Here is a 26,682-nt window from a genome sequence, read left to right on the forward strand (position 1 = left end):
CAGCGATCAGGTGTCGTCACCCGTCATTTTGCGGTACCAGCCGCGGTGATGCTGCTTGGCCCAGGCCCGGGTGACGGTGCCGTACAGCATGGCGCGGATCGTACCCCGGGTCCAGATGGCCGCATACACGTGCAGGATGATCAGGCCGATCATGAGCACGGCTGCCGCCGCGTGCGCCACCGAGGCCAGACGCACCGCCGTGACCGACGGCGTCCACCACGAGCGCCACATGAACACGCCGCTGACGCTCAGCACCAGCATGCCGATCACCAGGCCCCAGAACAGCAGCTTCTGCCCGCCGTTGTACTTGCCCTGTTCGGGCATGTCGTGATCGTTGCCATCGACCATTTTGTTGACGTTTTTCAGCCACTCGATGTCGCGCGATTCGATCACGTTCAGGCGCCAGAAACGCAGCGTCAGCACGATGAAGAACAGGCCCATCACCACCCCGATGTAGGGGTGCAGGATGCGCGCCCACGGCCCGCCGCCAAACAGCATCGTCAGCGGGAAGAAGGCCGGGTGGAAGAAGGCCAGACCCGAGAGCGCCAGCAGGATGAAGCAGATGCCGACGATCCAGTGGTTGGTGCGCTCGGAGGCGGTGTAGCGCTGCAGGTCGCGTGGATTGCGTTTCATGGCCTGTCCTCCTGGGTCTGCGGCGTGGCGCGGGCCTGCGCTTCGCTGGCCTTGCGGTCCTTGCGGTCCATTTCGTCTTCCAGATCCTGGGACACGTCGTTGGGGCCTTTGGTGATGTAGTGGAACAGGCTACCGACCGCCGCCGCACCCAGCGCGGCCAGCGTCAGCGGCTTGGCCAGGCCCTTCCACAGGCTGACCATGGGGCTGATTTTCGGCTCGTCGGGCAGGCCGTGGTACAGCGACGGCTGATCGCCATGATGCAGCACATACATGACGTGGGTGCCGCCCACGCCGGCCGGATCGTAAAGCCCGGCCTTCTCGAAGCCGCGCTCTTTCAGATCCTCGATGCGCTCGGCGGCCTGCTCTTTCATGTCCTCTTTGGTGCCAAACATGATGGCGCCGGTCGGGCAGGTCTTGACGCAGGCCGGTTCCAGCCCCACCGCGACGCGGTCGGAGCACAGCGTGCACTTGTAGGCTTTGTGATCCTTCTGCGAGATGCGCGGCACGTTGAACGGGCAGCCGGTGACGCAGTAGCCGCAGCCGATGCAGTGTTCCTCCTGGAAATCGACGATGCCGTTGGCGTACTGGATGATGGCGCCCGGCGAGGGGCAGGCCTTCAGGCAGCCCGGATCCTCGCAGTGCATGCAGCCGTCCTTGCGGATCAGCCACTCCAGGTGGCCGGACTGCGTGTTTTCGTACTCGGTGAAGCGCATCACCGTCCAGGACTTGTCGGTCAGATCGGTGGGGTTGTCGTAGACACCGGCGGCAGCGGTTCCGACCTCGTCGCGCAGGTCGTTCCACTCCATGCAGGCGGTCTGGCAGGCCTTGCAGCCGATGCATTTGGAGACATCAATCAGCTTGGCCACTTCGCCCGCATGCGCCTCGCGCACGCTGGGCGACGGGGTGGTGGTGGCTGAACGCTTCTTGATGTCCAGAGATTGCAGTGAAGACATAAGGGCTCCTAAACCTTTTCCACCTTGACCAGGAAGGTCTTGAATTCTGGCGTGTTGGTGTTGCCATCGCCCACGAAAGGCGTCAGCGTGTTGGCCAGAAAACCCGGCTTGGTCAGGCCTTTGAAGCCCCAGTGGATGGGGATGCCCACGTGGTGCACGGTGCGGCCTTCGATCTGCATGGGCTTGATGCGCTTGGTCACCACCGCCACGGCCTTGATGAAGCCGCGCTTGGAGCTGACTTTCACCCGCTGCCCGGTGACCACGCCGACCTCCTTGGCCAGCGCCTCGCCGATCTCGACGAACTGCTCGGGCTGGATGACGGCGTTGATCAGGGCGTGCTTGGTCCAGTAGTGGAAGTGCTCGGTCAGGCGGTAGGTCGTGCCCACATGCGGGAACTCGCTGGCCTTGCCGAAGGTGTCCCAGATCTGCGGGAAAACACGCGCCGACGGGCTGTTGGTCGCCTTCGGGTTCTTCGGGTGCATGGGGTTGTAGCCCAGCGGCGTGTCAAAAGGCTCGTAGTGCTCGGGGAAAGGCCCTTCGCTCAGGCTCTTGCGGGAAAAGAAACGCGCCACGCCCTCGGGGTTCATGATGAAGGGCCCCGCGCCGCTTTCGGGCGCCAGCGTGGCGCCGAAATCGGGCACATCGGCGCCCGACCAGGCTGCCCCGTTCCAGCTGACCAGCTTGCGCTTCGGGTTGAAGGGCTTGCCCTCCAGGTCGCAGGACGCGCGGTTGTAGAGCACGCGCCGGTTGGCCGGCCAGGCCCAGGCCCAGTTCAGCGTGTTGCCGATGCCGGTCGGGTCCGAGTTGTCGCGGCGCGCCATCTGGTTGCCCGCCTGCGTCCAGGCGCCCGCGAAGATCCAGCAGCCGCACATCGTGCTGCCGTCGTCGCGCAGCTCGCCGAAACCGGCCACCTGCTCGCCCGCTTTGCGCACCACCACGGCGGGGTCTTTCAGGTCGGTCACATCGGTCAGGGCGCGGCCGTTGTATTCCTTGGCCAGCTCGGTGGGCGTGGGCAGCTCGGGGTTGGCGTACGGCCACCACAGGTTGACGATGGGGTCGGGGAACTTGCCGCCCTCCTTCTGGTACAGCGCCTTCATGTTGCGGTGGATGTCCGACATGATGTGGATGTCGGGGCGCGCTTCGCCCGGGGGCTCGGCGGCCTTCCAGTGCCACTGCAGCACGCGCGACGAGCTGACCACCGCGCCTTCTTCCTCGGCGAAGCAGGTGGTCGGCAGGCGGAAAACCTCGGTCTGGATGGCGGACGCGTCCACATCGTTGAACTCGCCGTGGTTCTTCCAGAACTCGGAGGTTTCGGTCGCCAGCGGGTCCATGATGACCAGGAACTTCAGCTTGGCCAGGCCATCGCGCACGCGATCCTTGTTGGACAGCGAGGCCAGGGGGTTGAAGCCCTGGGCGATGTAGCCGTTGACTTTGCCTTCGTGCATCAGCTCGAAAATCTGCAGCATGTCGTACTGCTTGTCGAGCTTGGGCAGGTAGTCATAAGCCCAGTTGTTTTCGGCCGTTGCGGCGGGACCGTACCAGGCCTTCATCAGGCTGACGTGGAACTTGGGGTAGTTCTGCCAGTAGCTCATCTGGCCCGGACGCAGCGGTTTTTGCGTGCGCGAGTCCATGTAGGCCTTGTAATCCTGCTCGGCCTGACCGGGCAGCGACAGATAGCCTGGCAGGCTGGCCGAGAGCAGACCCAGGTCGGTCAGGCCCTGGATGTTGGAGTGGCCGCGCAGCGCATTCATGCCGCCCCCCGCCACACCCATATTGCCCAGCAGCAGCTGCACCATGGCGCCGGTGCGCAGGATCTGCGCGCCGATCGAGTGCTGCGTCCAGCCCAGCGCGTACATGATGGTCATAGCGCGGCCGGGCACGGCCGTCGAGGCCATTTTTTCGCAGATGTGCAGAAACTTGTCCCTGGGCGTGCCGCAGACGCTTTCCACTTTTTCTGGCGTGTAGCGCGAGTAGTGCTTCTTCATCAGCTGGTAGACGCAGCGCGGATCCTGCAGCGTGGGGTCGGTCCTGACGAAACCGTCCTCGCCCAGCTCGTAATCCCAGCTCGCCTTGTCGTAGCTGCGCTTCTCGGCGTTGTAGCCCGAGAAAATGCCGTCCACAAATTCAAAATCGCTGCGGACAATGAAGGAAAAGTCCGTGTAGTTTTTGACGTAATCGTGGTGGATTTTGTCGTTGGTCAGCAGGTAGTTGATGACGCCGCCCAGGAAGGCGATGTCACTGCCCGAGCGGATGGGGGCATAGAAATCAGCCAGCGATGCCGAGCGGTTGAAGCGCGGGTCGACCACCATGAAATAGGCCTTGTTGTGGGCCTTGGCTTCGGTCACCCACTTGAACCCGCAGGGGTGGGCCTCGGCGGCATTGCCGCCCATGATCAGAATCACATCCGCGTTCTTGATGTCGACCCAATGGTTCGTCATCGCTCCACGGCCAAACGTCGGGGCAAGACCTGCCACCGTCGGGCCGTGTCAGACACGGGCTTGATTGTCGAATGCGAGCAGGCCCCAGGAACGGGCGACCTTGTGGGTGATGTATCCGGCCTCGTTGCTGGACGCCGAAGCGGCCAGCATGCCCGTGGTCAGCCAGCGGTTGACGGTCTGGCCGTCGGCGGTCTGCTGCACGAAGTTGGCGTCGCGGTCGTCCTTGAGCAGGCGTGTGATGCGCGTCATGGCCTCGTCCCAGGACAGGCGCTTCCACTCGTTCGAGCCGGGTGCGCGGTACTCGGGGAAGTGCAGGCGGCTGGGGCTGTGGACGATGTCCAGCAGGCCGGCGCCCTTGGGACACAGCGTGCCGCGGTTGACCGGGTGATCCGGATCGCCCTCGACATGGATCAGCGAGGCCCTGGCGTTCTTGGCGCCGTCGCCCAGGCTGTACATCAGGATGCCGCAGCCGACCGAGCAGTAGGTGCAGGTCTGGCGGGTGACCGTGGCCTGCGCGAGTTTGAACTGCCGGACTTCGGCCAGGGCGGTGGCGGGCGAAAAGCCCATCAGCGCCAGGCTGGAGCCCGCCAGCGTCGAACCAGTCACTTTCATGAACTGGCGTCTGGAGAGTTGCACCATGAGCGTACCTCGTGTTTGTCTGCGGCCGATTATAGGGAGCGACATCAAAGTCCTTCAATGCCCGACACGCCCACTTTGGGGGCACAAAAGCCAAGGAAAACCCTGGTCCGCGTCATTTCGGTGCGTGAAAACCCGGTTTCATCGCTCAAAAAACCGGACGAATCGGGCATATATCTTGCTTTTATGCTGGAATGGACGCAGCAGCCGCGCACGGAGCGGCAGGACGCAGGAGACCCGGAACCATGGATTTCTACAACGAGATGAGCGCCGCTGACGGCCGCGTGCGCCCGCACTACCAGGCGCTGGCCGCCTGGCTGGACAGCACACCGCCCGAGCGCATTGCGCGCAAACGCGCCGAAGCGGACATCGCCTTCCGCCGCGTCGGCATCACCTTCGCGGTGTACGGCGAAGAGGCCGGCAAAGAGCGCCTGATCCCCTTCGACATCATTCCGCGCATCATCGGCGCCGACGAATGGCAGACGCTGGAGCGCGGCATGCGCCAGCGCGTGCTGGCGCTCAACCGCTTCCTGCACGACATTTACCACGGCCAGGACATCCTGCGCGCCGGGCTGATCCCGCGCGAACAGGTCATGGGCAACGCGCAGTACCGCCCCATCATGCAGGGCGTGGACGTGCCCGGCGGCATTTACGCCCACATCGCGGGCGTGGACGTGGTGCGCGCAGGTGCGGGCGAGTTCTACGTGCTGGAAGACAATCTGCGCGTGCCGTCGGGCGTGTCCTACATGCTGGAAAACCGCAAGATGATGATGCGGCTCTTCCCCGAACTGTTCGCGCGCCACCAGATCGCGCCGGTGCGCCATTACCCCGATCTGCTGCAGGAAACGCTGCGCGCCGTCGCGCCCCAGGGCGTCAACGACCCGACCGTGGTGGTGCTGACGCCGGGCGCCTACAACTCGGCCTACTTCGAGCACAGCTTCCTGGCCCAGCAGATGGGCGTGGAGCTGGTCGAGGGGCGCGACCTGTTCGTGCGCAACGACACCGTCTACATGCGCACCACGCAGGGGCCGCGCCGGGTGGATGTCATTTACCGGCGCATCGACGACGATTTCCTGGACCCGGAGGCCTTCCGCGCCGATTCCGCGCTGGGCGTGCCCGGCCTCATGCGCGCCTACCGCGCCGGGACGGTGACGCTGGCCAACGCCGTGGGCACGGGCGTGGCGGACGACAAATCCATCTACCCTTATGTGCCGGAGATGATCCGCTTCTACCTGGGCGAGGAGCCCATCCTGAACAGCGTGCCGACCTATATGTGCCGCAAGCCGGACGATCTGGCCTATGTGCTGGCGCATCTGGGCGAGCTGGTGGTGAAGGAAGTCCACGGCGCGGGCGGCTACGGCATGCTGATCGGCCCCAAGGCGACCCGGGAAGAAATCACCCGCTTCGCCGCCCTGCTGCGCGACAAGCCGGACGGCTACATCGCCCAGCCCACGCTGGCCCTGTCCAACTGCCCGACGTTTGTGGACGAAGGCCTGGCGCCGCGCCACCTGGATCTTCGCCCCTTTGTGCTGTCCAGCGGCCAAGGCGTGCGCATGGTGCCCGGCGGGCTGACGCGCGTGGCGCTCACCAAGGGCTCGCTGGTCGTCAATTCATCCCAGGGCGGCGGCACCAAGGACACCTGGGTGCTCGAAAACCACGCCAATCACGGAGCCTGACATGCTGAGCCGAACCGCCGATCACCTTTTCTGGATGTCGCGCTACACCGAGCGCGCCGAAAACCTCGCCCGCCTGCTCGACGACGCCTGGCAGATGTCGCTGGTGCCGCAGTCCGACGAATCCAGCCGCCAGAACTGGCAGGCCCTCATCGTGCTGAACAATCTGCAGGACGATTACGCCGCGCGCTACGACGGCGTCAGCGCCGACCAGGTGCTGCGCTTCATGATCACCGACCCGCTCAACCCCTCGTCGGTCTACAGCTGCCTGCGCATGGCGCGCGAAAACGCCCACGCCGTGCGCGGCACCATCACCACCGAAATGTGGGAAACCCTGAACGCCACCTGGCTGGACATGCGCACGCGCAGCTTTGAATCCATCCAGGGCAGCGACATGGGCGACTTCCTGGAGTGGGTGAAGATGCGCTCCTCCTTCACACGCGGCGTCACGCTGGGCACGCTGCTGCAGGACGAGGCGTACCACTTCATCCGCCTGGGCACGCTGCTGGAACGCGCCGACAACACCGCCCGCACGCTGGACGTGAAGTTCGTCGCCGCCGCCGAAGGCAGCGCGTCCGACCCCCACGGAGGCTCCGGCGGCACGGGCGGCGTCACCGGCTACTACCGCTGGGCGGCGCTGCTGCGCTCGGTCTCAGCGCTGGAGGTGTACCGCAAGGTCTACCGCGACACCATCACCCCGGCGCGCGTCGCCGAACTGCTCATCCTGCGCCCGGACATGCCGCGCTCGCTGCGCTACTGCGTCAACGGCGTGCTGCGCAACCTGGAACGCGTGCGCAACAGCCAGTCCGCCGAAACCGAACGCCAGGCCGGCCTGCTGCACGCCCGCCTGCACTACGGCCGTGTCGAAGACATCCTGGAGCACGGCCTGCACGAATGGCTGAGCGATTTTCTGGATGGCATTTATGCGCTCGGGAACGGGATCAGCAAGGATTTTCTGGTGTTGGGGGCGGAGGTGGGGTGAGGGGGTGATTTGTTCACTTAGAATGAATCTGATGACCCACTGATCGTACTGCTTCTCGGTCCGCAGGTTGTAGTGCATGACCCGCAGCTTGCCGCGAAGCTGATCCAGCAGCTTGGGGCGTTGCGGTTATGTGGTTGGTGTCATATCGCCTCCTATCCCTGAAAAAACAACAAGTTACAAGCGATTTTATTTTTTATCCACCAGCCTTGTACAGTTATACCCCCGACAGGGGGTATAAAAACAAGTCAGCCGGCCTGAAACACCAACATTGCGAGGGCGAAGCTGTGAACACACCCCTAAAGGTTAGAGACGTCTTCAAGTCACTCGGCGTTCCTACACTCACCTACGTTCGCCGCGAGAACGGCCGATTTGAGAGTGAACTCGCTGACGCACTCGATACCCGCGGAAAGCTTGCACTACTGACCGGCCCAAGCAAGACGGGCAAGACAACCCTCTATAGTCGTGTGCTGGAGGAACGCAATGTCGAACCCCTTACTGTTCGGTGCGACGCCGACCTCACATCAGAGGAGTTCTGGCGTCGCGCACTAGAACGGGTCAACTTCGAGCGGTTAGCCAGCCTTCAGGACAACGAAGCTCGCAAAGTTTCGGCCGGCGCCAAACTAGGCGGAAAGATCGGCTGGGCATGGCTTGCCGGACTACTCGGCGAGGTGAACGTAGGCGTCGAGAAGTCTATGGGTGAGGTAGAGATTCGCGAGAAGATTCTGTCCAAGCCTTCACCACACCATCTCGTACCCATCCTGAAAGCCTTGCCACTTGTCATGGTCGTGGAAGACTTCCATTACCTGATTCCCAAGACAAAGGAGGCCATCTTTCAGCAGTGGAAGGTCTTCGTTGACTCGGAAGTCTCAGTCATCGTCGTCGGGACTACTCATCACGCAGTTGATCTAGCCTACGCCAACCGAGACTTGGTTGGTCGAATAGCTCAAATTGACCTCTCCACTTGGAACACCGCGGACTTAGAGAAGATTGCCACTCTAGGCTTCACCAAGCTTGGCGTGAAAGCGGATCCTCTGGTGACGACTGCCATTGCTCGCGAAGCCGTAGGACTGCCAATCATCGTTCAAGAAGCATGTGCTCAAGCGTTGCTCGAAAAGGGCTGGAGCGAGGTTGAACCAGGCAAAGTCGACATCGCGCTGAAACGAAGTGACGCGGAAACGGCGCTGCACAAGGTGGCCACCTTGCACTACCGGCAGTTCGAGATTTTCTATGACCGGCTCGCCACGGGGCCGCGAAAGGCCGCCAGGAAGTACAACACTTATGAACTTGTTCTCCTGGCCTTTGCAAAGGATCCCCTCGTGTTTTCTCTCAAGCGTCATGAGATCGACGAGCGACTCAAGAGCATCCCTTTGCCCGACCCTGAACGTCCTCCACCTGCTTCGATCAATAGCATGTTGAAGGCGCTCGCGAAGTTCCAGCAACAGAACGGAATTGAGCTACTGGATTGGAGCACCAAGGAGCAGCGACTCTATATTTTAGAGCCCGCATTTCTCTTCTATCTGCGTTGGCGAGAGATAAGGAAGGGTCATTCGGCCCTAAAGGACCTGCTTGAGACCTTCTTTCATATCAAGCTGAACTTTGGCTCGAAGGCCGGCTAACCCTTCGCTCGAGCCGATTCGCACCAGCATGGCGCTCCTGGCTCAGCTCAAACTACAAGGACTTCTCCATCTGTCAAGCAATAGGACCCCATAATCTGCCGCGAAGCGGCAGATTATTTGAATAACTTCTTTTCTATTTCACGAGCCGGAAAGTACGCACTTTCGATCTCCACGCAAACTTGCAGGCAGGGAAGAAGACTGCGTAACTACTAACGGCCTCTGCGCGGATTCATTTCCGCGAGCTCCAGATACAAGACGCTTGCCGGGGCTCCACTCATCAGTCGTGATAGGTATCCCCTGACCAAACCCGGCTAAACCTGAACATCAACCCACGTTCCCGTTCCGTCGAATCTCAGCTCTGGCCCAGTGGCCTGGGAGCTCGGAGGCGGGTTGGAAACTGACGCGACAGAGGATGTGAGCTCTTTGGCCTCTTTGGTCTCTTCGGCCTTCTTCATTTGCGCCTTGATCAAATCGATATGGCTGGTGATTTCGGCAATCTTTGCCTTGCCGGCCGAGGTTTTGCTCGACGAGCAATGAACCCAATCCGACAGCTGGCTTTCAAGTTTAGCCAGCTCGCCACTCGCTACCGCCGCAGCTCCAGGCGAGGGTTTAACGGCGGCAGGGCTGGACTGAATGCTATCGAGGCTGGACATGGCCATAAAAGCGTGGTCTTTTGAGTCGTATCGGCCTGAAACCGCAAAACCTGAGCGCTGACTGTTCTGTCGTGCTCGATCATTTCTCCCGTCGGGGCTGGGCCCTCTGGCGGATCGCCCGGGGCGCCCTGAAACACCCCGCAACCCCGCAGCGCTTTGGGCTAGACTTGCGACGACCTGAAGCGGGCGATCCCGCCCGAGGGTTGCCGCCATGAACGCCCCAGACACCCCGCCCCTGCCCCCCTCGCTACGCCACGACGAAATGCGCTCGCCGGATGGCAGCGTGCGCAGCGCCTGGCAGGGGCTGGCGCGGCAGATTCAGCGCACGCCGCTAGAGGCCATGAGCGAGCGCATCGCCCAGATCGAGCGGCGCATTCAGGAAGACGGCATCACCCACAACGCCCACGGCGGGGTGGACCGGCCCTGGCCGCTGGATCTGATCCCGCTGATCGTGTCGGCGCAGGATTGGGCGCCGCTGGCGGCGGGTCTGGCGCAGCGCGCGCGGCTGCTCAACGCCCTGCTGGCCGATCTGCACGGCGCGCAGGACAGCCTGCGCAGCGGCCTGTTGCCCCCGGCGCTGGTTTACGGTCAGCACGGTTTTCTGTGGCCCTGCCACGGCCTGCAGCCGCCACGCGGCCTGTGGCTGCTCCAGCTGGCGGTGGACGTGGCGCGCGCGCCCGACGGGCGCTGGTGGGTGCTGGCCGACCGCACGCAGTCGCCCGCCGGGATGGGTTATGCGCTGGAGAACCGGCTGATCATCTCGCGGGCCTTCCCGGATCTGTTTGCGCGCCTGCGTGTGCACCACCTGGCCGATTTCTTTCGCCAGCAGCGCGACAGCCTGGCCGCGCTGGCGCCGACCGAAGCGGGCGAGACGCCGCACATCGCGCTCCTGACCACGGGCCCGGCGCAGGCCACGTATTTCGAGCAGGTGTTCCTGGCGCGCTACCTCGGCCTGCCACTGGTGGAGGGGCAGGACTTGACGGTGCGCAGCGGCCAGGTGCTGCTGCGCACGCTGTCGGGGCTCAAGCGTGTGCATGTGCTGCTGCGCTGGCCCGACGACGCGCTGTGCGACCCGCTGGAGTTGCGCGGAGACGCTTTCGCCGGGGTGGCGGGGCTGTTGCAGGCGGTGCGCGCCGGGCAGGTGCTGGTCGCCAACGCCCTGGGCAGCGGCGTGGTCGGCTGCAATGCGCTGTCGGGCTTTCTGCCCGGGCTGTGCCAGCACCTGCTGGGCGAAGCGCTGCTGCTGCCCGGTGTGGCCACCTGGTGGTGCGGCGAGGCGGCGACGCTGGCTACCGTGCGCGAGCGCGTGCTGGAGCCCGATCCGGATCGCGCCGACGTGCTGGTCAAACCGGCCTATCCCTCGCAGAAAATGCCCGCCGTTTTTGTCAGCGATCTGAGCGCCAGCGAGCGCCAGGCGCTGTGGGCGCGCATCACTGCCCAGCCGCGCGCCTATGTGGTGCAGGAATCGGTGCGGCTGTCGCAGGCGCCGGTCTGGCCGCGCCAGCGCCCCACGCAGGGCGATGCGCTGGCCGCGCTGCAGCCGCGTCCGCTCATTCTGCGCGGCTACGTCACGGTCACGCCCGAAGGCCGCTACACCGCGATGCCCGGGGGCCTGGCGCGCGTGGCGGCTGATCTGAGCACGCGCGATGTCTCGCTGCAGCGCGGCGGCGCGTCCAAGGACGTGTGGGTGCTGAGCAGCGGTTCGGTCAGCGATTTCACCCTGCTGGCGCCCTCGGTGGGCGTGCGCGATCTGGTGCGGTCGGGCGCCAACCTCAGCTCCCGCGCTACGGAAAACCTCTTCTGGCTGGGCCGTCACAGCGCCCGCGTCGAGCACAGCGCCCGGCTGCTGCGCGTGGCCATCAACCGGCTGGTGGATCAGGGCCTGGCCTCGCCACCGCTGGCGCCCGTGCTGGCGCTGGCGCGGGCGCTGGGCTATCTGCCGCCCGCCCGGTCTGGCGAAACTGAGGGCGATGAAGGCCGGGAAGAAGGACGCGATGAAGCCCGCGATGAAGCGCCCGCCGATCGCTTCGGCCTGCTGCAGGCCATCCACGACCCGCGCCAGGGCGGCAGCCTGGCCAGCCACATCCTGGGCATGTCGGGCTCGGCCAGCCAGGTGCGCGAGCGCCTGTCCACCGACCACTGGCACACCCTGGGCCAGCTTCAGCGCGAACAGCGCCGCACGCACAGCCACCCGCCCGCGCTGGACGAGGCCATTGGCGTGCTGGACCGCGTGCTGACGCTGGCCTCGTCGCTGACCGGTTTCGCGCTGGACAACATGACGCGCGACATCGGCTGGCACTTCCTGGCCGTGGGCCGCCGCATGGAGCGCCTGGTTTTTTACAGCGGCGCCATCGCCCACCGGCTGGTGCAGCCGCCCGACACCGCCGGGCTGGACTGGCTGCTGGATCTGGCCGATTCGGGCATCACCTACCGCTCGCGCTACCCGCGCACGCCCGAGCTGCTGCCCGTCATCGATCTGATCGTTTTTGATCCGCACAACCCGCACAGCGTGCTCTTCCAGGGGCTGGCGCTGCAGGACGATCTGGGCTGGCTGGAGCGCACGCTGCCCGGCGACGCGGCCGGTTTCACCGCCGTGCTGCACGGCCCGCTGGCGGCGCTGCAGGCTTTCGATCTGACCGCGCTGGAGCCCGGCGACAGCGAGCGCCTGGCGCAGGGCGCGCAGGATCTGGCGCAGGCGCTGCACGCCCTGACCGCCGCCGCCGTGCAGGTCGCCGACGTGCTGGGGCGGCGCTGCTTCACCCACGCCGACGACGTCAGCCAGCAGACGCTGGCGCTGTGAGGTCTGTTGCCCCATGACATCTGCCGCCATGACCTCTGCCCCGGACGCCCCAGACACGCCGCCCCGCGCCGCCCGCTACAGCGTGCTGCACGACACCAGCTACACCTATGATGGCGCCGTTTCGCTGTCGCAGCAGGTGCTGCACCTGACGCCGCGCGCCTCGCCGTGGCAGCAGACGGAAGCGCTGGCCCTGGACATCCTGCCCGTGCCCACCTGGCGCGAAGACGCTCAGGATGCGTTTGGCAACCCGCTGACGCGCCTGGGCTTTTACGCCCCGCACGAGAGCCTGACCATACGCTCGGCCATGACGGTGCGCCTGGCCTCGCGCCCGCTGGCTCAGGCCTACGCGGGCGACATGCCCTGGCAGACCCTGCGCGACCGCATGGCCTACAGCGGCCACGCCCCGCAGGAGGGCGATCTTCAGGCCAGCCGTTTTCTCTTCGAGAGCCCGCACATCCGCATCAAGCAGGAGCTGGCCGCCTACGCCGCGCCCAGTTTCCCGCCGGGACAGGGCGTGCTGCTGGGCGCTTACGATCTGATGATGCGGATGTTCACCGGCTTCATATTCGATCCGCAGGCGACCACGGTCTCGACCCCGGTGATGGAGACGCTGGCCGCCCGACGCGGCGTCTGCCAGGATTTTGCCCACCTGATGATCGCCTGCCTGCGCTCGATAGGCCTGCCCGCGCGCTATGTCAGCGGCTACCTGCTGACGCACCCGCCCGAGGGCCAGCCGCGCCTGATCGGCGCCGACGCTTCGCACGCCTGGGTGGCGGTTTATCTGCCGGGCGCGCCAGGCGGCTGGGTCGATCTGGATCCGACCAACGGCCTGCTGCCCGATCTGGAGCACATCACCCTGGGCTGGGGCCGCGATTTCTCGGATGTTTCGCCCCAGCGCGGCGTCATCCTGGGCGGTGGCCGCCACGAGCCGCTGGTGGCGGTGACGGTGACGCCGCTGGGCTGAAGCGCCCGGGAAAACCCGGCCCGCGTCAAAAGGCCGGCGAAAAAAAACCGGCCTCGAGGGCCGGTTTTTGCAGCGGAGCGGTCGCCTGTCAGGACAGGTGGGCGCTGACCAGCTTGGTCATCTCGAACATCGAAACCTCGTCCTTGCCGAAAATCACCTTGAGCTTGGCGTCGGCCTTGATCATGCGTTTGTTTTCGGGGTTCTGCAGCTTGTGCTTTTTGATGTAGTCCCAGATTTTCTTGGTGACTTCGGTGCGGGGGGCCGGGTCAGCGCCAATCACCTTGGCCAGATCGGCACTGATCTTCATGGGCTTCATGAAGGCACTGCCGGCCGCTTTTTTCTCGGGGGCGGCTGCAGCTTTGGCGGGAGCGGCCTTGGCGGGCGCTGCTTTTTTGGTGGCCATAGGGGTTCATCTCCGGTGGGGGTTGAAGAGGACAGCCCGGCGGACTGTCTGGTGTGACCGCTATATTAACGGCAAGTTCGGGCCTGTGAAGCCCGCCCGGGCCTGCCCAGCGCGCCTGGCGCGCGTTTTTTCGCGCCCGATGTCGCTGCACGGGCATTTCCCTGTGCACAAATGGGCAGGATGGCGGTGGCAGAATGCGCGCATCCTTTCATCCAACAGGCCATGTCATGCGTCTGCTTCTGCGCTGGGCCCTGCTTGCCGCCGCCCTGATTTTTGTCACCCAGCTGCTGCCCGGCATCCATGTCGGCAACTTCTCGCACGCCCTCGTGGCGGCGCTGGTGCTGGGGCTGATCAACCTTTTCGTGCGGCCCATCCTGGTGCTGCTGACCCTGCCTGTCACGGTGGTGACGCTGGGGCTGTTCCTGATCGTCATCAACGCCCTGACCTTCCTGCTGGCCTCGCACCTGCTGCCCACCCTGCACGTCGACGGCTTTGGCTGGGCACTGGCCGGATCGCTGCTGTACAGCGTGTGCGGCAGCGTGATCAACGCGGCGCTGGAGCGCTGAGGGGCGCTGATGAAACTCATCGGTATGCTCGATTCCCCCTATGTGCGGCGGGTGGCCATTTCGCTACAGCTGCTGGGGCTGCAGTTCGAGCATCAGTCGCTGTCGGTATTTCGGCAATGTGCCGAATTCAGCCAGATCAATCCCGTCGTCAAAGCGCCCACACTGGTGTGTGACGACGGCACAGTCCTGATGGATTCCAGCCTGATCCTGGAGTACGCGCAAGCGCTGGCCCAGCCGCGCACCCTGCTGCCCAGCACTTTGAAAGACCTTCAGCGCGATCTGCGCACCCTGGGCCTTGCACTCGTGGCGATCGACAAAAGCGTGCAGCGGGTGTACGAGCAGAATCTGCGTCCGGCCGACAAAGTTCACGCTCCGTGGCTGGACCGGGTGACTGAACAGATGCTGACCGCGTTGCGCCTGCTGGAGCTGGATTTCAAGGCGCGCCCCTTGCCCCGCAGCAGCGCGGACATGGATCAGGCGGGTCTTTCTGTCGCCGTCGCCTGGCAGTTCATCCAGCAGATGATTCCGCAGACCGCACCCGCCAGCCAGTTTCCCCACCTGGCCCGCTATTCGGCCGCCGCAGAATCCCTGCCCGAGTTCCGGGCTGCGCCGCATGGCGACGGCATTTACAGTGGCGGTGCCCTCAGCCCCGCAGCAGCCCCGCCCGCTCGATGAATTCGACGATCTCGTCCACCCCGCCCTGCTGTAGCAGGCGGCTCATGACGTAAGGACGCCCCTGGCGCATGGTTTCGGTGTCGGCGCGCATCACGTCCAGGTTTGCGCCGACATAGGGCGCCAGATCGCATTTGTTGACGATGAGCAGATCGGAGCGCGTGATGCCCGGCCCGCCTTTGCGCGGGATTTTTTCGCCGCCCGCCACGTCGATGACATAGAGCGTCAGGTCGGAGAGTTCGGGGCTGAAGGTCGCCGCCAGGTTATCGCCGCCCGATTCGATGAAGACAATGTCAGCGTCGGGAAAGCGCTGCAGCATGCGGTGGATGGCCTCGAGGTTGATCGACGCATCCTCGCGGATCGCCGTGTGCGGGCAGCCGCCGGTTTCCACGCCCAGAATGCGCTCGGGCGGCAGGGCGCCGCTGACGGTGAGCAGGCGCTGGTCCTCGCGGGTGTAAATGTCGTTGGTGATGGCGATCAGGTCGTAGCGGTCGCGCATGGCCTTGCACAGCATCTCCAGCAGCGTGGTTTTGCCCGAGCCCACGGGACCGCCCACGCCGACGCGCAGGGGCGGCAGGGATTTGGTGCGGCGGGGGATGGCGGCGGTATCGTTCATCAAGCGTCCTTCAGGAGCGATCAGGTTCGATCAGGATCGAAAAAGGCGCGAGAACTGCGTCTCGTGCCGGGAAGAGAGCATGGCCCACTGCGGCGCCCAGGTGTTGAGGGCGGGCGGATCGGCATCGGCCAGCGCACGGCTGCGCACATGCCCTTGGGCCAGCGCGGTGTGGGCGGCCCGCAGCACGCGCTGCCCCGCCTGCTGGCCCAGCGGAATGGCCTTGACGCCCGCCATGACCTGGCCTTCCAGCCCGGCGTAGAGCAGCGCTGACAGGCCCTCGTCCTCCGACAGGCCGGACAGGACCGCCACGACCGCGTGCGCCGCCACGTAGCTGCAGCCGCCGGGCTCGCCCGCGCGGGTGCGCAGCCAGGCCAGCAGCGGCGCCGCGCGGGCATCGGTCTGCGGCCACGGCAAGGCCAGCGCCCACTGCACCAGCGACCAGCCCATCTGGCGGCTTTCCTGGCGCAGCTCGGCGCTTTCGCGGCTGCAGCGCAGCCAGGCGTCCCAGTGCGCCAGTGCGCCGGGATCGGGTTGCGGCGCAGCCCCCCTGCCCTGCGCGGCCCGGTAGAGCAGGCGCCAGACGGCGGCGTCGGCTTGCGGCAGCAGTTCGGTCAGGGCAAACTGCACCCAGCGCAGCAGCGCGGCTTCATCGCGCACCCAGCCCTCGTTGATCGCCGCTTCCAGTCCTTGCGAATAGCTGAAACCGCCGATGGGCAGGGTGCCCGAAGCAAGCTGCATCAAAGCCGCGTGGCGCAGCGGCCCAGCCAGCGCAGCGGCGTCAGGCATCGCCATGGTGCTGCTGGAACAGGCCCCGCGCCAGCGCGTGATCTTCGGCGAAGGTCTCGTCGTGCCCGTGGCGGTGGCCGCCAGCATAGGCGCCGCTTTCGGGCTCGAAGACGGCGTTCACCGCCTCGACCCGCAGCCCCAGCGCGAGCAGCAGATCGTGCAGCACCGGATCAGGCTGGATCTGCAGGCAGACCGGCTGGATTTCCACCGCCGTGTGCCGGTTGCCCAGGTGCCAGGCGGCGCGGCACAGGGTGTGCGGGTCGTTGCTGCTGGCGCGCAGCAGCGGCTCGCACGCCGCTTCAATCTGCAGGGCATCGCCCTGCGCGCAGTACCAGCGCTCGCCGTCCTGCAGCACATGGTCGCGCGGGGTGATCAGGCCGACGCATTCGCCGTCCGGCAGCGTCAGCATCTGGCGGTGCCTGCGCCGCTGGGCGTGGGTCAGGGCGATGCGGTCCTGACGGGGCGGAGCCGCCTGCTGCGGCGCGCGGGAGAGATCAAACAGTCGCATGGCTTTCGTCTCAGAACAGGAAGTAGCGCTGCGCCATGGGCAGCTCGTGGGCGGGCTCGCATTCCAGCTTCAGGCCGTCGGCCAGCACCTGGTAGGTCTGCGGATCGACCTGGATGTCCGGCTGCCAGCTGTTGTGCACCATGTCGGCCTTGCGCACGCTGCGGCAGCGGCTGACCGCGTGCAGCGGTTTGATCAGGCCCAGATCGCGCACCTGCGGATTGGCCCGCGCAGCCTGCGACACAAAGGTCAGCGACGTTTTCAGAGCGCCGCCAAAGGCGCCGAACATGGGCCGGTAGTGCACGGGCTGCGGCGTGGGAATGCTGCCGTTGGGATCGCCCATGGCCGCCAGCGCGATCATGCCGCCCTTGAGCACCAGGCTGGGCTTGACCCCGAAAAAGGCCGGTTTCCACAGCACCAGGTCAGCCAGTTTGCCCACTTCCACCGAGCCCACGACATCCGCAACGCCGTGGCTGAGCGCCGGGTTGATGGTGTATTTGGCGACATAGCGCCGGATGCGGGCGTTGTCGTGCTGCGCCGGATCGCCCGCCAGCGCGCCGCGCTGCTGCTTCATCTTGTGCGCGGTCTGCCAGGTGCGGAGGATGACTTCGCCGACCCGGCCCATGGCCTGGCTGTCCGAGCTCATCATCGAGAAAGCGCCCAGATCGTGCAGGATGTCTTCGGCGGCAATGGTTTCGCGGCGGATGCGGCTTTCGGCGAAGGCGATGTCCTCGGCGATGCTGGCGTCCAGGTGGTGGCAGACCATGAGCATGTCCAGATGCTCGTCGATGGTGTTGCGCGTGTAAGGCATCGTCGGGTTGGTGCTGGAGGGCAGCACGTGCCCCAGCGCCACCGCGCGGATGATGTCCGGCGCATGCCCGCCGCCCGCGCCTTCGGTGTGGAAGGTGTGGATGGTGCGCCCCTTGAAGGCCGCCAGCGTGGCCTCGACAAAGCCCGATTCATTGAGCGTGTCGCTGTGCAGCGCCACCTGCACGTCGTGCGCCTCAGCCACGGTCAGGCAGTTGTCAATGGCGGCGGGCGTGCTGCCCCAGTCCTCGTGCAGTTTCAGGCCGATCGCCCCGGCGCGGATCTGCTCGTCCAGCGGCTGCGGCAGGCTGGCGTTGCCCTTGCCCAGAAAGCCCAGATTCATCGGGAAGGCATCGGCCGCCTGCAGCATGCGGTGCAGGTGCCAGGGGCCGGGCGTGCAGGTGGTGGCCAGCGTGCCGGTCGCCGGGCCGGTGCCGCCGCCGATCATGGTGGTGACGCCACTGGCCAGCGCCTCGTCGATCTGCTGCGGGCAAATGAAGTGGATGTGGCTGTCGACCCCGCCCGCCGTGACGATCTGCCCTTCGCCCGCGATGATTTCCGTGCCCGGCCCGATGACGATGGTTACCCCGGGCTGGATGTCCGGGTTGCCCGCTTTGCCGATGCCCGCGATGCGGCCGTTTTTCAGGCCGATGTCGGCCTTGACGATGCCCCAGTGATCGATGATCAGGGCGTTGGTGATCACCGTGTCAGCGCAGTCGGCGCTGATGCGCTGGCTTTGTCCCATGCCATCGCGGATGACCTTGCCGCCGCCGAATTTCACCTCTTCGCCGTAGACCGTGAAATCGTTTTCCACCTCGGCCCACAGGGCGGTATCGGCCAGGCGGACCCGGTCACCCGTGGTCGGGCCGAACATTTCCGCATAGGCGCGGCGCGTCATGGTGACCATTACAGCGCCCCCATGATCTGGCCCTGAAAGCCGAAAACGCGGCGCTCCCCCGCCAGTTCGACCAGTTCCACCGTGCGGCTCTGGCCGGGCTCGAAGCGCACCGCCGTGCCGGCCGCGATATTCAGACGCATGCCGCGCGCGACGGCGCGGTCAAAGCGCAGGGCTTCGTTCACTTCGAAAAAATGGTAGTGCGAGCCGACCTGGACAGGCCGGTCGCCATGGTTGGTGACGCTGACCTGCGCCGTGCGGCGGCCGGTGTTGAGGGCGATATCGCCCTGCGGCGTCCACAGCTCGCCGGGAGTGAAATGAGCGTGGGTTGGGTGAGCATTCATGCGCGGCCCTCAGACGATGGGTTGATGGATCGTGACCAGCTTGGTGCCGTCAGGGAAGGTGGCTTCGACCTGGATGTCGGGGATCATTTCGGGTACGCCGGGCATGACGTCATCGCGGCTCAGCCAGGTGTTGCCTTCGCTCATCAGCTCGGCGACGGTGCGGCCGTCGCGGGCGCCTTCCATGACCCGGGCGCTGATCAGGGCCATGGCCTCCGGCACATTCAGCTTCAGGCCACGCGCCTGGCGGCGTTCGGCCAGCAGCGCGGCGGTGAAAATCAGCAGCTTGTCTTTTTCGCGGGGGGTCAGGTCCATGGGGTGAATCTCCTTCAGTTCGTCCGTTCAGTTCGTCAGTTCAGGTGGCCCAGATGCGCAGGTCGGCACCCGGGCGGTTCAGGCTGTGCTGGCGCAGCCGCAGGCGGGTCTGGGCCAGCACGCTGCGCACCGCCTGCATCTGCCGCCCCAGCACGCGCAGCAGCAGCAGGCCGCCCGGCCCGCTGTCGCGCGGCAGACAGCTGACGGCGGCGCGCAGGTCGGGCGTCCAGGGCAGGGTTTCGGCCAGGGTCTGGGCGTGCGCGGCCGTCCAGCCCGCGTGGTAGCACCACAGGCTGGCCTGGCAGGGAAAAGCGCCCCAGCCCTGATCGCCCTGCAGGAGCGCATCGCCGCTGGCCACGTGGCCCTGCTCCAGCCAGAGCAGCTCGTCGCCCACGCGCAGCTGCGTGTCGGCCTGAACGCGGGCGCCCTGCCAGAGCAGATGACCGCCAGCGTCAGGACGCCGTCCCCACTGCCCGCCTTCCCAGCCCAGCGCAAAGCTGCCCGGATCAAGATCGATGCGGGTCACCAGGCGCACCTGCGCGTCGTCGAAAAAAATGTTTTCCAGCGGCAGCCATTCCAGCGCCGCACCGGCTTCGGTGCGCAGCGCCAGCGACAGGCTGGCCCCATGACGCGGCGATTTGTACCAGTGCGTCGCGCCCGGCGTGGTCAGCACGGCATGGGCCTGCGCCCCGACGTGCACGGACACGGCCAGATCGTCGCCCTCGGCAATGCCGCTGGGCGGGTGCAGCACGTGGGCGTGGCAGATGGAGGGGCCTTCCGGGTAGAGCGCCTTTTGCACGCGCAGCGGCCCGCTGAACTGGCGATGGGCCAGCACGCTGCGCTCGCCCTGGCGCGCAAAGCCCAGGTGCAGGCGAGCCCGCCAGCCGGTCGGCGTATCCATGACCGCTGCGTTCACACGCTGACCAGCGCCGTCAGGTCGGCCGCCGCCAGGGCCTCGCGGTCGCCCTGGGCGACGATGGCGCCGCGTCGCATGACCGCATAGCGGTCGGCGATGCGCCGCACGAAATCCAGATACTGCTCGACCAGCACGATCGTCAGGCCCTGTTCGCGCTGCAGCCACTGCAGGGCGTCGCCGATCTGGTCGATGACGTTGGGCTGTATGCCTTCGGTCGGCTCGTCCAGGATCAGCAGGCGGGGCTGGCTCATCAAGGCCCGCGCAATCGCCAGCTGCTGCTGCTGCCCGCCCGACAGATCGCCGCCCATGCGCTGGGCCATGTCACGCAGCACTGGAAACAGGCTGTGAATGTAATCAGGAATGCCCTTGGGCGCGCGGCGGCTGGCCGCGCCCATGAGCAGGTTCTCATGCACCGACAGGCGCGGAAAAATCTCCCGCCCCTGCGGCACATAGGCCATGCCCGCACGCACGCGCTCGGCGGGCGAGAGGCGGGTGATGTCCTGCCCGTCCAGCACAATGCGCCCCTGGGCGGCGGGCTGCACGCCCATCAGGCACTGCATCAGGGTGGTTTTGCCGACGCCATTGCGGCCCATCAGCGTGCTCAGGCTGCCCTGGGGCACGGACCAGTTCACGCCGCGCAGGATGTGGCTGCTGCCGTAGTACTGGTGGAGGTTGTCGATCTCAAGCATCACTGTTCCCGTCAATGTTCAGCCGCGGCCGAGGTAGGACGCCATCACGCGCGGGTCCGTGCGGACCTGCGCCAGCGTGCCCTGCGCCAGCAAGGCGCCTTCGGCCAGCACGCTGACCAGGCCGGTCTCGCCCGCCAGCCGGGCGACGAAATCCATGTCGTGCTCGATGACCAGCATGGCGCACTGGCCGCGCAGGCCCAGGATCAGGTCGGCCAGCTCGGCGGTTTCTTCGTCGGACAGCCCGGCCGCCGGTTCGTCCAGCAGCAGCAGGCGCGGCTGCTGCATCAGCAGCATGCCGATCTCCAGCCGCTGCTTCTGGCCGTGCGACAGCTCGCCCGCTAGCCGAAAGGCGCTGTCCTCCAGACGAATCTGCTCAAGCACCGCCTGGATGCGCGCTTTTTGCCCCGCGTCCAGGCGGGCGCGCCAGTGGTGCCACCAGTGGCGGCTGCCGCTTTGCGTCAGCTCCAGGTTCTCCCAGACCGCCAGGTGCTCGCAGACCGTGGGTTTCTGGAACTTGCGACCCACGCCGGCCTGGGCGATCTGGGCTTCGCTGTGCGTCAGCGCGTCCAGCGCCTGGCCCAGGAAGACCTGGCCGTCGATGCGGGCGTTGCGCCGGTGGGTCTTGCCGGTGATCACATCCATCAGCGTGGTTTTGCCCGCGCCATTGGGGCCGATGACACAGCGCAGTTCCAGATCGCGAACATAGAGGTTGAGCGCATTGATGGCGCGAAAAGTGCCAAAGTGTACGCTCAGGTCCTCGATGTAGAGGATGTCGCCATGGACGACGTCCAGCTCGCCCTCGGTCACCGGCCGCATGCCGATGGCGCTGTCGTTGAGTCCGGCGGTGCCGGTGGCGTTGTGGCTCATGCTGCGGTCCCTTTCAGTGCTTTCAGGCGCGCGCCCAGGCTGACCAGTCCGCCCGGCAGCCACAGCGTCACCAGGACAAACAGGCCCCCCAGCACGAAAAGCCAGCCATCGGCCCAGGTGGCGGTCAGCACCGTTTTGGCGCCATTGACGCCCAGCGCGCCGACAATCGGTCCCCAGACCGTGGCCCGGCCGCCCACGGCGACCCAGATCGCCATCTCAATCGACTGCACCGGCGCCATTTCACCCGGGTTGATGATGCCGACCTGCGGCACATAGAGTGCCCCGGCGATGCCGCACAGCACGGCGGAAATCGTCCAGATCACCAGACGATACGGCAGAGCGCTGTAGCCCGAGGTGGTGAGACGCCCTTCGGCGTCGCGCAGACCCAGCACCACCTTACCCAGACGCGACACCATGATGGCGCGGCACAGCAGCAGGCTGCCCAGCAGCAGGGCAAAGCTCAGACCCAGCAGCACAAGGCGCGTGCTGTCCTGGGTGATGTCCCAGCCCAGCAGCGTGCGAAAGCCGGTGAAGCCGTTGTTGCCGCCCAGGCCCGTCTCGTTGCGAAAGAACAGCAGCATGGCGCAGTAGGTCAGCGCCTGGGTGATGATGGACAGATACACGCCCTTGATGCGCGAGCGGAACATCATCCAGCCCAGGGCCAGCGCCAGCAGGCCCGGCACCAGCACGATCAGCAGCAGCGTGGCGGCCAACGAGCCCGAAGCCTGCCAGAACCAGGGCAGCGTCTGCCAGTCCAGGAAGGACATGAACTCCGGAAGCCCGCCCCCCGCCGCCACGCGCACCAGGTGCATGCCCATGACGTAGCCGCCCAGCGCGAAAAACAGCGCATGCCCCAGGCTGAGAATGCCGCAATAGCCCCAGACCAGATTCAGCGCCAGCGCCGCTGTGGCGTAGCACAGGATCTTGCCCAGCAGCGTCACGCCGTAGGCGGACAGGTGCCAGACGCTGTCCGGCGGTGCCACCAGAACCATCAGCGGCACAGCGATACAGGCCAGCAGCGTCAGCCCCAGCAGAGCCAGCCAGGTCGGGCGGGAGAACAGCGGCGCACGCTCGGGCAGGTCCGCAATGCGCAGCACACGGCCACGCGGATCAGGGGAAGTCATCAGGAATCTCCGGTCAGGCTTCGGCACTGCGGCCTTTGAGGGCAAACAGGCCCTGGGGGCGCTTCTGGATGAAGAGCACGATCAGCAGCAGGACGACGATCCTGGTCAGCACCGCGCCCATGTAAGGCTCGGCCAGCTTGCCGCCCACCCCCAGCCCCAGCGAGGCGACGAGCGTTCCGGCCAGTTGCCCGACGCCGCCCAGCACCACCACCATGAAAGAATCGATGATGTGGCCCTGGCCCATGTCCGGCCCCACATTGCTGATCTGCGACAGCGCGCAACCGCCCAGTCCCGCGATGCCCGAACCCAGCCCGAAGGCCAGGTTGTCCACCCGTCGCGTGCGCACGCCCACGCAGGACGCCATGCGCCGGTTCTGGGTCACGGCACGCACAAACAGGCCCAGCCGCGTGCGCGTCAGCAGCAGCCACACCGCCAGCAGCACCGCTGCCGCAAAGACCAGCACGGCGATCCGGCTGTTCAGCAGCTGCAGGCCGGGCAGCCAGTCCTGGAAGGGCATCTGCGCCCCGGCCAGCCACGAGGGGTTGGCCACTTCGACGTTCTGCGCGCCAAACAGCGTGCGCACCGTCTGCATCAGGATCAGGCTGATGCCGAAGGTGGCCAGCAGCGAATCCACCGGTTTGCCGTACAGGTGGCGCAGCACCAGGCTCTCGATCAGCATACCGACCAGAGCGGCGGCCCCAAAAGACGCGGGAATCGCCAGCCAGATGTACTGGTCCAGCCAGCCGGGGGCCAGCGAGCGCACCGCGCTCTGGGTCAGCCAGGTGGCGTAGGCGCCGATCATCAGCATCTCGCCGTGCGCCATATTGATCACGCCCATCAGCCCGTAGGTGATGGCCAGGCCCATGGCCGCCATCAGCAGGATGCTGGCCGCAGACAGGCCGCTGAACACGGTGTTGAACCACTGCGCGCGCTCGTGCCGCTTTTGATAGGTGGCCAGCGCCTCGGCCACGCGCAGCCGCCAGCCTTTGGACAGCGATTCGTCCTGCGACAGACGCCGCAGCGGCGGCAGCGCCTCGGGCGCACTGGCCTGCGCCAGGGTGTCCAGCACCGCCAGGGTAGCGCGGGTGGCATCGCCAGCGTCCGGCGCGCTCTGCCACAGCGCGTCGCCCTGCGCGGGCAGGGCCTGCAAGGCAGACAGCACCTGCAGCGCACCGCGCAGATCGCTCTGTTTTTCGGCCGCCAGCGCCTGCGCGACCAGGCCTGGCGCGATCTCGCCCGGTGACTGCAGCGCGTGGCTGACAGCAGCACGGCGCACCGCCACGTCGGGCGAGAGCAGCTCGTAAGCGCCCAGCGCCGCGCCCAGCAGCTGGCGCAGCCGATTATTGAGCACCGGCGTGGCGCCAGCCGCCAGCGCCTCGGCACTGATCTCGGGCACGGGCTGGCCCGAGACCGGATCCAGTGCTGCGCCACTGCCCGCATCCTGGATCAGCACGCGCTCGCCCACCTGGCGCAGCCTGTCCTGATCCAGCGCGCGCAGCACGCGCTCGCTGGCCGGGCTGGTCACATCCGCCACCGCCTGCAGCGCTTGCAGGCGCTCGGAGAAGTCACCTGAGAACAGCGCCTGCAGCCCGGCCGCCTGCGGTTGGGCCTGCTGGGCCTGCACAGCAGGCGAACCCAACAGGGTCAGCAAAAGTGCCGCAGCGCAGGCCAGCGCACGCAGCAGGCGGCTCATAGCGGGGCGTCCTTCTTGCCCGCGTTGCCCGGAATGTAAGGGCTCCAGGGCTGGGCGCGGATCGGGCCTTTGCTTTTCCAGACCACATCGAACTGGCCATCCGGACGAATCTCGCCGATCAGCGCCGGTTTGATCAGGTGATGGTTGCTCGCCATTTCCAGCGTGTAGCCACTGGGCGCGGCGACCTTCTGGCCGATCATGGCCTTGCGCACGGCGTTCACGTCGGTGCTTCCGGCCTTTTCGACGGCCGCTTTCCACATCCGCAGGCCAACCACCGTGGCTTCCATCGGGTCATTGGTGATGGGCTTGCTGGCCGTCGGCAGATTTTTGGATTTGGCGTAGGCCGTCCAGCTGGCGATGAACTTTTTGTTCTCGGAGTTGTTCAGCGACATGAAGTAATTCCACGACGCCAGGTGGCCCACCAGGTTTTTGGTGTCCACGCCACGCAGCTCTTCTTCGCCGACCGAGAATGCCATCACCGGCGTTTCGGTGGCTTTGATGCCCGCGTTGGCCAGTTCCTTGTAAAAGGACACATTGGAATCGCCGTTGACCGTGGAGATCACCGCCGTTTTTCCGCCCGCGGCCATGCTCTTGATGCGTGCGACGATGGTCTGGTAATCCGAAAACCCAAACGGCGTATAGGTTTCTGCAATGTCTTTTTCCGGAATGCCCTTGGCTTTCAGGAAGCCGCGCAGAATCTTGTTGGTGGTGCGTGGATACACGTAATCTGTGCCAAGCAGGAAGAAACGCTTGTACCCCCCACCTTCCGGGCTCATCAGATACTCCACCGCCGGAATGGCCTGCTGGTTGGGCGCGGCGCCGGTGTAAAAGACGTTTTTGCTCAGCTCTTCGCCCTCATACTGCACTGGGTAATAGAGCAGACCATTCAGTTCCTCCACCACCGGCAGCACCGATTTGCGCGACACCGAGGTCCAGCAGCCAAAGACTGCGGCCACTTTATCCTTGGTCAGCAGTTCGCGGGCTTTTTCAGCAAACAGCGGCCAGTTGGAGGCCGGATCCACCACCACGGGTTTGAGCTGACGGCCCAGAACGCCACCCGATTTATTGATGGCTTCGATTTCCATCAGTGCCGCATCTTTGAGCGCGGTTTCGGAAATCGCCATGGTGCCGGACAGCGAATGCAGTATCCCGATGGGAATCGGCGACTTATCCTGCGCCTGGGCCCAAGGCGCGAAACCGGCACACAGGGCCGCAGCCCAAGCCAGCACGTGGCGGCGTTTCAGGGTCGAAGACAGCGAAACAGAGGATGAGGGGCGCATGAATAGCTCCGTAGTATGTGCAGCACATGCCGCAATCTCTACTTAGCAAGTCCTGTGCCAGCATCAAATCAGCTATCAGGCCGCCGAAATGCTGAATTCACACATACTGCGCACCGTATCGGTGTGCCTGCACGCACTGCACTGGGGCCCGCCCTGCTGCGGTGCAGCACAGCAACAAGTCAAACAGGCCTGCAAGCTCAGCTACACTTCGCGCATGTCACCCGATTTCATCGCCGTCGATGTTGAAACCGCCAACCCGCGCATGGGCAGCATCTGCCAGATCGGGCTTGTGGCGTTCAAGGATGGGGCTGTGGTGGATCAGTTCGAGCAGCTCATCAACCCCGGCGATCATTTCGACCCCTGGAATGTGAAAGTGCACGGCATCCGAGCCCACGACGTGGCCCATGCCCCCACCTGGAGCGAATGCTGGCCGGTTCTGGCGCTGTGGCTGGAGGGACCAGTGTGCGTCATCAGCCACACCTTGTTTGACCGCAGGGCCATTGCAGCCGCCTGCGACGACAGTGCTCTGGTGTGGACGCCCGCACCGTGGATGGACAGCACACGCGTGGTGCGTCAGACCTGGAAGCAGTTTGCCCAGCGTGGCTATGGTCTGGGCAACATTGCAGCATTCCTCGGACTGGAATTTGATCACCACAATGCCCGCGCGGATGCCGAAATGGCCGGGCGTATTGTCTGCATTGCACAGCAGCAGCGCGGCCAAACTTGGGCGACCTTAGCACGCCAGTTTGCATCCGCTTGACCAGCAAGTTGCCCTGAAGCCCGCAAGACCTTAGAAACGCAGAATAGCATCGGTGCGGATTTGGCTCGCGCAAAAGGAGCAGCCCCCGAAGCACAAAGG

26 protein-coding genes are annotated in these 26,682 nt (G+C 65.6%); 9 read left to right on the forward strand and 17 right to left on the reverse strand.

All coding sequences use genetic code 11. The features are described from left to right. Positions 1–6 precede the first annotated feature (6 nt). From RV045_RS06215 to fdnG, 3 genes are read right to left on the reverse strand one after another with little or no spacing between them, the layout of a single operon-like run. On the reverse strand, positions 7–633 hold the full coding sequence (locus RV045_RS06215; RefSeq protein ID WP_423234905.1) for a formate dehydrogenase subunit gamma: 627 nt from the start codon (positions 631–633) through the stop codon (positions 7–9). Further along, positions 630–1,586, reverse strand: a complete 957-nt coding sequence (gene fdxH / locus RV045_RS06220; RefSeq protein WP_423234906.1) for a formate dehydrogenase subunit beta — start codon at positions 1,584–1,586, stop codon at positions 630–632. Before fdxH ends, RV045_RS06215 begins: the two co-directional genes overlap by 4 nt. 8 nt (positions 1,587–1,594) lie before the next feature. Further along, on the reverse strand, positions 1,595–4,663 hold the full coding sequence (gene fdnG / locus RV045_RS06225) for a formate dehydrogenase-N subunit alpha (protein WP_423234907.1): 3,069 nt from the start codon (positions 4,661–4,663) through the stop codon (positions 1,595–1,597). A gap of 57 nt (positions 4,664–4,720) precedes the next feature. Between fdnG and RV045_RS06230 the strand changes: the two genes are divergently transcribed. The 4 genes from RV045_RS06230 (at position 4,721) to RV045_RS06245 (ending at position 8,931) form a co-directional block, all read left to right on the forward strand. Then, positions 4,721–4,927, forward strand: a complete 207-nt coding sequence (locus tag RV045_RS06230) for a hypothetical protein (RefSeq protein WP_423234908.1) — start codon at positions 4,721–4,723, stop codon at positions 4,925–4,927. Further along, positions 4,906–6,336 carry a circularly permuted type 2 ATP-grasp protein gene (locus RV045_RS06235; RefSeq protein WP_423234909.1) on the forward strand — a complete coding sequence of 477 codons (1,431 nt, stop codon included), beginning with the start codon at positions 4,906–4,908 and terminating at the stop codon, positions 6,334–6,336. Before RV045_RS06230 ends, RV045_RS06235 begins: the two co-directional genes overlap by 22 nt. Position 6,337: 1 nt before the next feature. Next, positions 6,338–7,315, forward strand: a complete 978-nt coding sequence (locus RV045_RS06240) for an alpha-E domain-containing protein (RefSeq protein WP_423234910.1) — start codon at positions 6,338–6,340, stop codon at positions 7,313–7,315. A gap of 284 nt (positions 7,316–7,599) precedes the next feature. Continuing rightward, a complete protein-coding gene (locus RV045_RS06245) occupies positions 7,600–8,931 on the forward strand; it encodes an AAA family ATPase (protein ID WP_423234911.1) in 1,332 nt (443 codons plus the stop codon). 311 nt (positions 8,932–9,242) lie between these two features. Here the strand turns inward: RV045_RS06245 and RV045_RS06250 are convergent, their stop codons facing one another. Further along, on the reverse strand, positions 9,243–9,590 hold the full coding sequence (locus RV045_RS06250) for a hypothetical protein (RefSeq protein WP_423234912.1): 348 nt from the start codon (positions 9,588–9,590) through the stop codon (positions 9,243–9,245). Between the two features lie 205 nt (positions 9,591–9,795). On the opposite strand from RV045_RS06250, the gene RV045_RS06255 reads away from it, so the two are divergent. Continuing rightward, positions 9,796–12,384, forward strand: coding sequence for a circularly permuted type 2 ATP-grasp protein (locus RV045_RS06255; protein ID WP_423234913.1), 2,589 nt, complete (start codon positions 9,796–9,798; stop codon positions 12,382–12,384). 28 nt (positions 12,385–12,412) lie between these two features. Further along, a complete protein-coding gene (locus tag RV045_RS06260; protein WP_423234914.1) occupies positions 12,413–13,348 on the forward strand; it encodes a transglutaminase family protein in 936 nt (311 codons plus the stop codon). A gap of 88 nt (positions 13,349–13,436) precedes the next feature. On the opposite strand, the gene RV045_RS06265 is transcribed toward RV045_RS06260, so the two are convergent. Further along, the gene (locus RV045_RS06265; RefSeq protein WP_423234915.1) at positions 13,437–13,751 is read right to left on the reverse strand and encodes an SWIB/MDM2 domain-containing protein; all 315 of its coding nucleotides are present in this window, start codon (positions 13,749–13,751) and stop codon (positions 13,437–13,439) included. A gap of 227 nt (positions 13,752–13,978) precedes the next feature. On the opposite strand from RV045_RS06265, the gene RV045_RS06270 reads away from it, so the two are divergent. Next, complete coding sequence (locus tag RV045_RS06270) at positions 13,979–14,317, forward strand: phage holin family protein (protein ID WP_423234916.1); 339 nt, start codon at positions 13,979–13,981, stop codon at positions 14,315–14,317. A gap of 9 nt (positions 14,318–14,326) precedes the next feature. After that, complete coding sequence (locus RV045_RS06275; protein ID WP_423234917.1) at positions 14,327–14,992, forward strand: glutathione S-transferase; 666 nt, start codon at positions 14,327–14,329, stop codon at positions 14,990–14,992. Here the strand turns inward: RV045_RS06275 and ureG are convergent. Genes ureG through urtA form a run of 12 tightly spaced genes read right to left on the reverse strand, consistent with a single transcriptional unit; the run spans position 14,961 to position 25,823 of the window. Beyond that, positions 14,961–15,605 (reverse strand): urease accessory protein UreG, encoded by a 645-nt coding sequence (ureG, locus tag RV045_RS06280; protein WP_423234918.1) that lies wholly within the window; start codon positions 15,603–15,605, stop codon positions 14,961–14,963. The two genes, RV045_RS06275 and ureG, sit on opposite strands and share 32 nt — an antisense overlap. 30 nt (positions 15,606–15,635) lie before the next feature. After that, a complete protein-coding gene (locus tag RV045_RS06285) occupies positions 15,636–16,397 on the reverse strand; it encodes an urease accessory protein UreF (RefSeq protein WP_423234919.1) in 762 nt (253 codons plus the stop codon). Further along, positions 16,384–16,899, reverse strand: a complete 516-nt coding sequence (locus RV045_RS06290) for an urease accessory protein UreE (protein ID WP_423234920.1) — start codon at positions 16,897–16,899, stop codon at positions 16,384–16,386. The genes RV045_RS06285 and RV045_RS06290 overlap by 14 nt, the downstream gene beginning before the upstream one ends. A 10-nt stretch (positions 16,900–16,909) precedes the next feature. Next, positions 16,910–18,610 (reverse strand): urease subunit alpha, encoded by a 1,701-nt coding sequence (gene ureC, locus RV045_RS06295; RefSeq protein WP_423234921.1) that lies wholly within the window; start codon positions 18,608–18,610, stop codon positions 16,910–16,912. After that, positions 18,610–18,942 carry an urease subunit beta gene (locus RV045_RS06300; RefSeq protein ID WP_423234922.1) on the reverse strand — a complete coding sequence of 111 codons (333 nt, stop codon included), beginning with the start codon at positions 18,940–18,942 and terminating at the stop codon, positions 18,610–18,612. Before RV045_RS06300 ends, ureC begins: the two co-directional genes overlap by 1 nt. Positions 18,943–18,951: 9 nt before the next feature. Next, the gene (locus RV045_RS06305; RefSeq protein WP_423234923.1) at positions 18,952–19,254 is read right to left on the reverse strand and encodes an urease subunit gamma; all 303 of its coding nucleotides are present in this window, start codon (positions 19,252–19,254) and stop codon (positions 18,952–18,954) included. Between the two features lie 40 nt (positions 19,255–19,294). Further along, positions 19,295–20,155: an urease accessory protein UreD gene (locus RV045_RS06310; RefSeq protein WP_423234924.1), complete on the reverse strand. Its 861-nt coding sequence runs from the start codon at positions 20,153–20,155 to the stop codon at positions 19,295–19,297. A gap of 11 nt (positions 20,156–20,166) precedes the next feature. Beyond that, positions 20,167–20,859, reverse strand: a complete 693-nt coding sequence (gene urtE, locus RV045_RS06315) for an urea ABC transporter ATP-binding subunit UrtE (RefSeq protein ID WP_423234925.1) — start codon at positions 20,857–20,859, stop codon at positions 20,167–20,169. A gap of 18 nt (positions 20,860–20,877) precedes the next feature. After that, on the reverse strand, positions 20,878–21,726 hold the full coding sequence (urtD, locus tag RV045_RS06320) for an urea ABC transporter ATP-binding protein UrtD (protein WP_423234926.1): 849 nt from the start codon (positions 21,724–21,726) through the stop codon (positions 20,878–20,880). Then, the gene (gene urtC / locus RV045_RS06325) at positions 21,723–22,850 is read right to left on the reverse strand and encodes an urea ABC transporter permease subunit UrtC (RefSeq protein WP_423234927.1); all 1,128 of its coding nucleotides are present in this window, start codon (positions 22,848–22,850) and stop codon (positions 21,723–21,725) included. Before urtC ends, urtD begins: the two co-directional genes overlap by 4 nt. Positions 22,851–22,863: 13 nt before the next feature. After that, positions 22,864–24,543, reverse strand: coding sequence for an urea ABC transporter permease subunit UrtB (urtB, locus tag RV045_RS06330; protein ID WP_423234928.1), 1,680 nt, complete (start codon positions 24,541–24,543; stop codon positions 22,864–22,866). After that, complete coding sequence (urtA, locus tag RV045_RS06335; RefSeq protein ID WP_423234929.1) at positions 24,540–25,823, reverse strand: urea ABC transporter substrate-binding protein; 1,284 nt, start codon at positions 25,821–25,823, stop codon at positions 24,540–24,542. Before urtA ends, urtB begins: the two co-directional genes overlap by 4 nt. 88 nt (positions 25,824–25,911) lie before the next feature. Here urtA and RV045_RS06340 point away from each other — a divergent pair, with 88 nt between their 5' ends. Next, positions 25,912–26,583, forward strand: coding sequence for an exonuclease domain-containing protein (locus RV045_RS06340; protein WP_423234930.1), 672 nt, complete (start codon positions 25,912–25,914; stop codon positions 26,581–26,583). Positions 26,584–26,682: the final 99 nt, after the last annotated feature.

This window comes from Amphibiibacter pelophylacis, from assembly GCF_037688875.1.
In the GTDB taxonomy this organism is placed as follows: Bacteria; Pseudomonadota; Gammaproteobacteria; order Burkholderiales; family Burkholderiaceae_C; genus Amphibiibacter; species Amphibiibacter pelophylacis.

Coding starts and splice junctions, on each gene's coding strand:
- ureG (WP_423234918.1), bottom strand. CDS start 15,605: ATGAACGATACCGCCGCCATCCCCCGCCGCACCAAATCCCTGCCGCCC.
- RV045_RS06300 (WP_423234922.1), bottom strand. CDS start 18,942: ATGAATGCTCACCCAACCCACGCTCATTTCACTCCCGGCGAGCTGTGG.
- RV045_RS06235 (WP_423234909.1), top strand. CDS start 4,906: ATGGATTTCTACAACGAGATGAGCGCCGCTGACGGCCGCGTGCGCCCG.
- RV045_RS06310 (WP_423234924.1), bottom strand. CDS start 20,155: ATGGATACGCCGACCGGCTGGCGGGCTCGCCTGCACCTGGGCTTTGCG.
- RV045_RS06275 (WP_423234917.1), top strand. CDS start 14,327: ATGAAACTCATCGGTATGCTCGATTCCCCCTATGTGCGGCGGGTGGCC.
- RV045_RS06255 (WP_423234913.1), top strand. CDS start 9,796: ATGAACGCCCCAGACACCCCGCCCCTGCCCCCCTCGCTACGCCACGAC.
- fdxH (WP_423234906.1), bottom strand. CDS start 1,586: ATGTCTTCACTGCAATCTCTGGACATCAAGAAGCGTTCAGCCACCACC.
- urtC (WP_423234927.1), bottom strand. CDS start 22,850: ATGACTTCCCCTGATCCGCGTGGCCGTGTGCTGCGCATTGCGGACCTG.
- RV045_RS06240 (WP_423234910.1), top strand. CDS start 6,338: ATGCTGAGCCGAACCGCCGATCACCTTTTCTGGATGTCGCGCTACACC.
- urtA (WP_423234929.1), bottom strand. CDS start 25,823: ATGCGCCCCTCATCCTCTGTTTCGCTGTCTTCGACCCTGAAACGCCGC.
- urtD (WP_423234926.1), bottom strand. CDS start 21,726: ATGAGCCACAACGCCACCGGCACCGCCGGACTCAACGACAGCGCCATC.
- RV045_RS06265 (WP_423234915.1), bottom strand. CDS start 13,751: ATGGCCACCAAAAAAGCAGCGCCCGCCAAGGCCGCTCCCGCCAAAGCT.
- RV045_RS06290 (WP_423234920.1), bottom strand. CDS start 16,899: ATGCGACTGTTTGATCTCTCCCGCGCGCCGCAGCAGGCGGCTCCGCCC.
- RV045_RS06285 (WP_423234919.1), bottom strand. CDS start 16,397: ATGGCGATGCCTGACGCCGCTGCGCTGGCTGGGCCGCTGCGCCACGCG.
- RV045_RS06230 (WP_423234908.1), top strand. CDS start 4,721: ATGCCCGACACGCCCACTTTGGGGGCACAAAAGCCAAGGAAAACCCTG.
- RV045_RS06340 (WP_423234930.1), top strand. CDS start 25,912: ATGCTGAATTCACACATACTGCGCACCGTATCGGTGTGCCTGCACGCA.
- RV045_RS06215 (WP_423234905.1), bottom strand. CDS start 633: ATGAAACGCAATCCACGCGACCTGCAGCGCTACACCGCCTCCGAGCGC.
- RV045_RS06270 (WP_423234916.1), top strand. CDS start 13,979: ATGCGTCTGCTTCTGCGCTGGGCCCTGCTTGCCGCCGCCCTGATTTTT.
- urtE (WP_423234925.1), bottom strand. CDS start 20,859: ATGCTTGAGATCGACAACCTCCACCAGTACTACGGCAGCAGCCACATC.
- ureC (WP_423234921.1), bottom strand. CDS start 18,610: ATGGTCACCATGACGCGCCGCGCCTATGCGGAAATGTTCGGCCCGACC.
- RV045_RS06260 (WP_423234914.1), top strand. CDS start 12,413: ATGACCTCTGCCCCGGACGCCCCAGACACGCCGCCCCGCGCCGCCCGC.
- RV045_RS06305 (WP_423234923.1), bottom strand. CDS start 19,254: ATGGACCTGACCCCCCGCGAAAAAGACAAGCTGCTGATTTTCACCGCC.
- RV045_RS06250 (WP_423234912.1), bottom strand. CDS start 9,590: ATGGCCATGTCCAGCCTCGATAGCATTCAGTCCAGCCCTGCCGCCGTT.
- urtB (WP_423234928.1), bottom strand. CDS start 24,543: ATGAGCCGCCTGCTGCGTGCGCTGGCCTGCGCTGCGGCACTTTTGCTG.